Annotated in this window: 7 protein-coding genes and 1 pseudogene; 2 read left to right on the top strand and 6 right to left on the bottom strand. The window is 61.4% G+C overall.

The features are described from left to right. The 5 genes and pseudogenes from VIW95_RS15275 to VIW95_RS15295 form a co-directional block, all read right to left on the bottom strand. Nucleotides 1-242: pseudogene (locus VIW95_RS15275) on the bottom strand (hypothetical protein); the annotation flags it as partial. Between the two features lie 302 nt (nt 243-544). Then, nucleotides 545-814: a hypothetical protein gene (locus tag VIW95_RS15280; protein ID WP_331588068.1), complete on the bottom strand. Its 270-nt coding sequence runs from the start codon at nt 812-814 to the stop codon at nt 545-547. A 189-nt stretch (nt 815-1,003) separates the two neighbouring features. After that, complete coding sequence (locus VIW95_RS15285) at nt 1,004-1,729, bottom strand: glycosyltransferase family 2 protein (protein ID WP_331588070.1); 726 nt, start codon at nt 1,727-1,729, stop codon at nt 1,004-1,006. A gap of 15 nt (nt 1,730-1,744) precedes the next feature. After that, entirely contained in the window at nt 1,745-2,224 is a 480-nt protein-coding gene (locus VIW95_RS15290; RefSeq protein ID WP_331588072.1) for a flavin reductase family protein, read from the bottom strand. 114 nt (nt 2,225-2,338) lie between these two features. Then, nucleotides 2,339-2,854: a flavin reductase family protein gene (locus tag VIW95_RS15295; protein ID WP_331588074.1), complete on the bottom strand. Its 516-nt coding sequence runs from the start codon at nt 2,852-2,854 to the stop codon at nt 2,339-2,341. A gap of 107 nt (nt 2,855-2,961) precedes the next feature. Here VIW95_RS15295 and VIW95_RS15300 point away from each other — a divergent pair, with 107 nt between their 5' ends. Continuing rightward, nucleotides 2,962-3,789, top strand: a complete 828-nt coding sequence (locus tag VIW95_RS15300; RefSeq protein WP_331588076.1) for a L,D-transpeptidase — start codon at nt 2,962-2,964, stop codon at nt 3,787-3,789. 14 nt (nt 3,790-3,803) lie between these two features. Further along, on the top strand, nt 3,804-5,057 hold the full coding sequence (locus VIW95_RS15305) for a serine hydrolase domain-containing protein (RefSeq protein ID WP_331588077.1): 1,254 nt from the start codon (nt 3,804-3,806) through the stop codon (nt 5,055-5,057). Nucleotides 5,058-5,059: 2 nt separating this feature from the next. On the opposite strand, the gene VIW95_RS15310 is transcribed toward VIW95_RS15305, so the two are convergent. Continuing rightward, nucleotides 5,060-5,721: hypothetical protein (locus tag VIW95_RS15310; protein ID WP_331588079.1), on the bottom strand; the 662-nt coding region annotated here is incomplete at its 5' end.

Genomic DNA, 5,721 nt, shown 5'->3' on the forward strand with positions numbered 1-5,721 from the left:
CGATGCTCCCCGACGACGCCGTACGCAAATCCCAAATGGTAGTGCGCGAGTGCGTTGCCGGGATCGTCGTCGATGACGACGCGATGACGCCGGATTGCCTCGGGGTAGTCTTCCATGCCCAGGAAGTAGTCTGCCAGCGGATCGCAAACCTGCTCGTCGGAAGAACTGCTTTTGGCGCTGGCGCGAGCGCTCACCGGCGACTGGAAAACCAGCGCGATCAGTGCAACCAGGCAAATGCCCAAACGCCGAAAGCTCAACAACTTCTTAATCCGCAGCGGCCCGCGATATCCGCAGGAAGAAGTTAGATGTTAGCAGGAATTTTCGCTACAAAAAAACGCGCAGCGTGTTTGGCAACGCTGCGCGCGAATAAAAGGCGTCGTGCGGGTCGTCGCGAGCCGGAAGAATCCAGTTTCGCGCAACCGACCGAACGCCGGAGGCAAAGCCAACTCCGCCCCCCGACCCTGGATGGATCGAACTACCTCAGGCGATTCGAAACAGGGCGGCCGCTCTACGCAGTCGCCCTGTCGAACTGTCCCTCAAACTGTTACGGATTGGCCGGAGGAGCCATGGCCGGCGATGCTTCCGCTGCCGGCGACGCCATGTCGCTGCTCGCCGCGGACGCCTTGTGATGATGGCGGCGATGATGATGGGTCGGGCTCGGCGATGCGTCCGGGGCCGCCAGGCTGGCCTCAGCCGCAGGTGCTGCCATGCTCGGCTCAGCCGCTGGTGCCGCCGCAGGAGCCTGTGCGAAAGCCGGCATCGCCATCGCGGTGGCGAAGAAAGCTGCGGAGAGGATTGATAAGGTGCGCTTCATACTCGTGGATCTCCTTGATCTGGGCGGCCCTTAATGGGTCGCAAATGACTATTAAGCGTATTGCTATACCTGTGCCATCGGGGTCACGGCAAGATCTGCACATAAGATTACAACAATTTCCTTCGGCGTTAACGTCGCGATGACGCAATCGGGCTATCGTCTATCCGCTTTGCGTCGTCGTCTGCCCCGTTACCCCTTCCCTTGGCGCTCATCTCTTAGCTCGCGGTAGAGCGCTATCAACTCCTTAAATGCCCGTGCAACCACCTTGAGATTGGCGCCCGACTGCTCACCCGTCATCCGCGGTAAATGCTGGACGTCCACCTCTTTCACCTTCGCGTTACGCCCCGCCACCCGCGCCATCAGCTCGGTCGAAATCATCGCGCCGTGCGCGCGCAGTTCCATTCCGTCGAGCTTCTCGCGCTTGAACAACTTGAAGCCGCAATCGATATCGCTGATCGTGATGCCGAGCAGGACGCGGACCAGCATCGTCCAAGCCTTGCCGTTGACACGTCGCATCAGGGGGTCGGCGCGATGCGCCCGGCGTCCACAGACCACGTCGTACTCGGGCACGAACGGCGTGAGCCGTTCGAGGTCTGCGGGATCGAACTGTCCATCGCCGTCGCATAACAATACGTACGGCTGAGTCGCGGCGCGAATTCCAGAAATCACGGCGCCGCCGTAGCCACGGTTCACGGGATGACGCACGACCTTTACGTGCGAGTCCTCGGCGGCGAGTCGCTCGGCAATCTCGCCAGTGCGATCGCGGCTGCCGTCGTCAACCACGATCACCTCGAAGTTGTCCGCAACGCGCGGGCATTCGGCAACCCACGAGCGCACGACGCGCTCGACATTGCCTTCCTCGTTATGCGACGGCAGAAAGACGCTGATTCCTGGGATGCGAGCCGCAGCGCTCACGATTGCGTGTTCGAGCTAGTCACCAAGCTCGCGGTATCCGCCGCGGAAAAACAGCAGCGGCTTGCCTTCAGCGGAAGTTTCGGCCTGCTCGATCTCACCGAGGTAGATCGTATGGTCGCCGCCGTCGATTGCGGTCGTTACCTTGCACTCGAGATAGGCGAGCGCGCCGTCGAGGATCGGAGCGCCATTCGCGCCGATTTTGTAACTGACGCCCTCAAACTTGTTGCCGCCGCTGACCGCGAACTTGCGCGACAACGCTTCCTGTCCGGACGCGAGTACATTGACGGTGAAGATTTTGCTCTCCTCGAAACACGGATAGCTCTCGGCCTTCTTGTCCACGCAGACCAGCGCCAGCGGTGGAATCAGCGAGACCGACGTGAACGCATTGGCGGTCAGGCCGTGCAGCTCGCCCGACGTGCGAATCGACGTGATCACGGTAACGCCGGTTGCAAAATGACCCATCACGCGCCGCAATTCGTTCTTTTCGATTGCCATTCCCAAATCTCTCCGCGCGCGGATGCTATCAGACGATTTTGCCGCCGGTCAAAGCTTAGGAGGGCGGGCACGGCGGGCCGCCGTGCCCGCCTTCCTAATCTCCCCTCACGGTTGCTAATCCCATCCCGAGCGATCGCGCACGGCCACTTGCTTGCCGCCGAGGTAAACGTAGTCGAGATCGAGCGACGTCAGCGGCCGATCGTTCGCGCTCACGCGTACGCCTACCGGCGACGCTACGAAAATTGTGTGGTCGCCTGCGACGTGGCTGTCGATCACGCGAGCTTCCAGAGCGATCATGGCGAGTCTCAGCCACGGCACCCCCAGCGTCGGCGACAGTTCGAACTCGATCGTGTCGAGATTGTTGTCGCGGCGCGCGCGCGACGAATAAAAATAATCTTCGAGCTCGCGCCCACGGCGTCCCACGGCGTTCAGTCCGAATGCGCCTGTTCGCGCGATCACCGCGTTGCTGAAATGCGCGTTATCGACCGCCGCCGTGAACATCACCGGCTCGCCCGAGACCTGCGCGACCCACGACGACGACATCCCGTGGCATCGCCCACTCTCCTGCGTGGTCAAAACGTATATTCCGGTGGTGAGGCCGGCCATCGCGCGCGCGAGCTTGTTGTCCATCGAACGAATACTCCCGAGGAGATTGACGGTACTGTACAATTGATCTTCGCACCAAGCGTTTACAAAGTGGATAATGTGACCGCGATGCTGGAGATTTGCTGGAGCTGATGGGCAGGATTGCTGGATCGATCGCCGCTGCATTGATTGCCGCGACAATAGTAGTGATGTGTGCGCGCGCGCCCGCGCTCGCCGGACCAGCCGCAACGCTTGCGCAGGCGACCACACCGATCACAGCCACCGACGCGGAGAAAGCAGGACTGGCGCCGCCGGCACCCTACTACCCTCCAGGTCAGAAGTGGGTCAATTCGGGGATGCCGGGGCCGCCGCCGCCCGACGTTCTCGAGACTCCGACGCCGACACCCACGCCGACTGCGAAGCCAACGCCGCTGCCGCAGGTGAAGATCGAAGGCGTGCGCACGGATCGCGTGCCGACTCCCGGCCAGCTCCTGTTCGACAAGACTCGCGACATCGCTTTCATGGATCCGCTATGTTGGTCGGTCACGATTTTCAAAAAACGCCACCAGCTGATCGTCTATTACAAAGGCCGGCTATTTAAGACCTACCATGCGGTCTTCGGACGCAGCTTCGAGCCCGGCACGAAACTGTGGGAGGGCGATCGACGCACGCCCGAGGGCGTTTACGCGATCGTCGAAAAGCATCCGAGCCGCCGCTGGGATTGGTTCCTCACCCTCAACTATCCAAACTCGCTTGACCGCTATCGCTACGACCAGATGCGTACTGGCGGCGAGGTGCCGACCGAAGACGGCCGTCCGGTCGGCGTCGGCGGCAGAATCGGAATCCACGGCACCGACAATCCGCTGCTGAACCGCGGCGACGTCAATTGGACCACCGGCTGCATCTCGGTCGACGACGAAGACGTCGAAGAGCTAATGCGGATACTCCCCAAAGGCACGCTCGTGATAATCAATCCGTGAGGGGAAAGGCCTGGGTGAGCGTCTATATCAAATGGCTCAAGTGGCTGGTGGTGCTCGGCGCGCTTGCGGCCACCGGACTGCGAATCGGGCTATGGAGCCTCGATTCGTCGCCGACGCCTCAAGCCATGCTTCTGGCGCAACCGCCGATCCCGCTCGCCTATCTGAAGCGCGCTCTAGACGCCGAGCTCGCGCCCATCGTGAAGGACGGCCTGCTCCGGGAATCGACCGGTTGCGGAGTGGCGATTGGTGTGATCGATCATGGCGAGCGCCGCGTGTTCACCTACGGCGCTGCGCGCGAGGACTCGATCTTCGAGATCGGATCGGTCACGAAAACCTTCACCGGTCTCGTGCTCGCGCAACTCGCGGCACAGAAGAGAGTCAGCCTCGACGAACCGCTGCGTCCGATCCTCTTCGCCGACATCGCGGCCGGATCGCCAGGAACAGAAATCACCCTGCTAGATCTCGCGACGCATCGCTCGGGGCTACCCAGCATCCCCGACAATCTGCAGCCGAAGGATCCTGACAACCCGTTTTCGGACTACGACCGCGTCGCGCTGCGTCAGTTTCTCGTAAGCCACGGGACCGCGCGACCCGCCGACTCGAAGTATCTCTACAGCAGCTTCGGTATCGGCTTGCTCGGATATGCGCTTGCCCTGCGGGCCGGCGTTCCGTATGCGCAACTGGTCCGAAATGAGGTCACCGGACCGCTCCGCATGAACGACACCGTGTTCGCCCTTTCGCCGGAGAATGAACGGCGGGTTATCCAGGGTCACGACGCCGGCATGGAGCCCGTCGAGGCGGGACTTGGCGAAAGCGGAATGTTTACCGGCGCGGTCGGTGCAAAATCGACGGTGGAAGATTTGCTCACTTACCTGGATGCGAATCTACATCCCGAGCGCTACGCCGCTGGCGCATCCGGCGCGACTCTGCCCGTCGCGTTTGCGATCGACCATCAGCTACGAGGGAACGTCAAGCACGGCACTGAGGTCGCCTTCAGCTGGCTCTATGACGTCGAGTCCCGGCGCTACGAGCATGGCGGTACCACCCCAGGCTATACAGCTCACGTTGAATTCGCGCCGGACGAGGATCGCGGAATCGTAGTGCTCTACAATCGGATGGACGAGGTGGCGGGACAGCGGCGATTCGTCGATCGAGTCGCAGACAACATCAACGGCTTGATGTCAGGCAAGCCTGCCACCCGAATCGACCTCATCCCCGAAGATGATCCCGCACGCGCCGCGCTCGAAGAGACTGACAACGACTTCTAGGACTACTTGCTGTCGCCGGTGGTGAAGCCTTTACCTATTTTGCCGGCTGCTTCGTAGTCCGCGAGTTGCTTGGTGTCGTGCGACACTACTATGTGCACGTCTGGGTTGGATTCGGCCAGGTCGTGAAGCGTTCGTAGTTCGGAAGTTACTTGATCGCTGTTCTCGCGCATCGCTAGTTCGGCCAGGCGCGGACGGCATTTCGGGAGTGTTACTTGCTCCATGGCCCAGGCTACGTCGCCTATCAATAGATATTCGGAATTGTCGGCGAGACGGACGTAGATTATCTGGCTGCCGACTGTGTGGCCGGGGGCTTTGATCAGGACTATGCCGGGTGCCAGCGGATAGTAGTGATCGTAGTCGAGCGGATGTAGCGACGTGCGGACGTTCTCGGGAAATTTGTTCTCCTTCAGCCACCGAGTGTCGTCGCGTTGCTCCCGCGTCAGCATCAGGTGATCGGCGAAGGCCGGCAGGTTCGGCGACTCGGCGATTCCTTGCAGATGGTCCGCATGCTCGTGCGTAACGACGATCGCGCGCGCGTGTGTCAGCGCGTCCTGCTCAGCTTTGTACTGAGCGTCGTCAAAGCCGCCGGGGAAATTCGCCTCGAAGAAGTCGCGCCCAGGCGGCGCGTCGACGATGACCATCGAGCCGTCCGCATAGAGGACCT

Source organism: Binatus sp. (SeqCode), from assembly GCF_036522015.1.
Lineage (GTDB): Bacteria > Desulfobacterota > Binatia > Binatales > Binataceae > Binatus.